The 1,643-nt window shown below is 61.5% G+C and carries 2 protein-coding genes; one reads left to right on the forward strand and one right to left on the reverse strand.

From position 1 onward, the window contains the following. Positions 1–419 (forward strand): superoxide dismutase (locus tag NW856_RS09185; RefSeq protein ID WP_414399922.1); only part of this gene is annotated, 419 nt, incomplete at its 5' end. Between the two features lie 97 nt (positions 420–516). On the opposite strand, the gene NW856_RS09190 is transcribed toward NW856_RS09185, so the two are convergent. After that, positions 517–1,643 (reverse strand): serine/threonine protein kinase (locus NW856_RS09190; RefSeq protein WP_414399923.1); only part of this gene is annotated, 1,127 nt, incomplete at its 5' end.

Genomic DNA, 1,643 nt, shown 5'->3' on the forward strand with positions numbered 1-1,643 from the left:
TTGGGGATCCCAGCAAAGTGGGTATCTTCAACAATGCCGCCCAAGTTTGGAACCACACCTTTTTCTGGGAATCCATGAAGCCGGGCGGGGGAGGTGCGCCTACCGGGCCTATTGCCGACAAGATCAACGCCGATTTCGGCAGCTACGACAAGTTTGTCGAGGCTTTCAAGACGGCAGCCGCCACCCAATTTGGCAGCGGTTGGGCCTGGCTGGTGCTGGACAACGGCACCCTGAAGGTTACCAAAACCCCCAATGCCGAAAATCCGCTGGTTCACGGCCAAACGCCCCTGCTCACTTTGGATGTGTGGGAGCACGCCTACTACCTGGATTACCAAAACCGGCGGCCTGACTTCATCAATGCCTACCTGGAGCACTTGGTGAACTGGGATGCCGCCAATGCCCGGCTGGCTGCCGCCTGACTCCACCTGTTCTGGGATCCCTTGACGGGGGATCCCATCGAAGACTAGCCCTATGTCTCTGTTTGCGAAGGGATCCTTGGGGATCCCTTTTTTGCGCCTAGTCTTTCCCCAAGCGTTCTCGCTCCTCGCGCAATCGCTCCAGAAAGCCAGGGGTGGGAGGTTGGGTTGGAGGGGCTGCAAGGGGAGCAGAAGTTGGAGCAACCCGGTTCACTTGGGGAAACAAAGGTTGGTTGATGGGCGGCGGCGGGAGAGGTTTGGCTGGGACAGGGGCTGGAGAAGGTGGAGCAGCGGGCGTGGGCACTGCAACCGGTCGGGGTGGAGGCACAGCAGGGGCTGGAGTGGGAGGGGACACCTGCCGAGTTGGAGCAGGGGGCTGAGGGGTAGAGGACACTGCCTCTGGAGTTGCCGCTGGCCTGGGTGTGGGCTCGCTTGCAGACTCACCGATTCCCGGATCGGGGGCGGGATCATCCTCAAACACCAGTTCACCCTCCGGATCCCGCGGCAGCCAGTCCAGCAGAGGTTCAGGAGTGGCTGAGGGATCCCGCTCGGAGCCGCCGACGCGATGGGTATCAGGTCGTTCAGGGACAGCAGGCAGTTTTTCCCTGCCTGGGCCCGGATCCAACAGCAGACGCAGGCCCCAGAAGGTGCTCCCCGCAATGACAACAAAAAGGGCTATCCCAGCCCAGAGGGGAAACAGCTTGGCCTCGGGCTCTGCCTGGGTACTGAGCAGGTGTGTGCCCGACTGCCCTGCATCCACCGCCGCCAGGGTGCGCTCGGAGAAGATGGGTGCGGTTGGGGGGGGCGCGAGGGAAGAGCTGGCAGCGCTCTGGGAGTGCAGGGATCCCTCCAATTGGGCGCTGAGAACCTTCATATCTTGGGGCCGCTGGTCGGGATCTTTGGCCAGACAGGAGAGCACCACCTGTTCCAGCTCCAGCGGAATCTCATAGGGCAAATTCGAGCGATCGAAGGGCTGAGGCTGTTGGTAATTGTGGGCCTCGTACCAGCCGGGGAAAGAATCGCTCTTCGGCTGGAGGGGGTGTTGCCCGGTCAACATGCGGTAGAGCACTACGCCAAGCGAGTAGATATCCGAGCGGGCATCCAAGGCTTCCCCGCGCACCTGTTCGGGAGAGGCGTAGCGCACCGTACCCAAAAAGCCGGTGGTCTGGGTGCCGAGGGCAAGGGAAACGTCGCTGAGGAGCATGACTCTAGTCAATAATAAGCTCA

The sequence above is a fragment of the Synechococcus sp. R3-13 genome (assembly GCF_047462195.1).
Classification (GTDB): domain Bacteria; phylum Cyanobacteriota; class Cyanobacteriia; order Thermostichales; family Thermostichaceae; genus Thermostichus.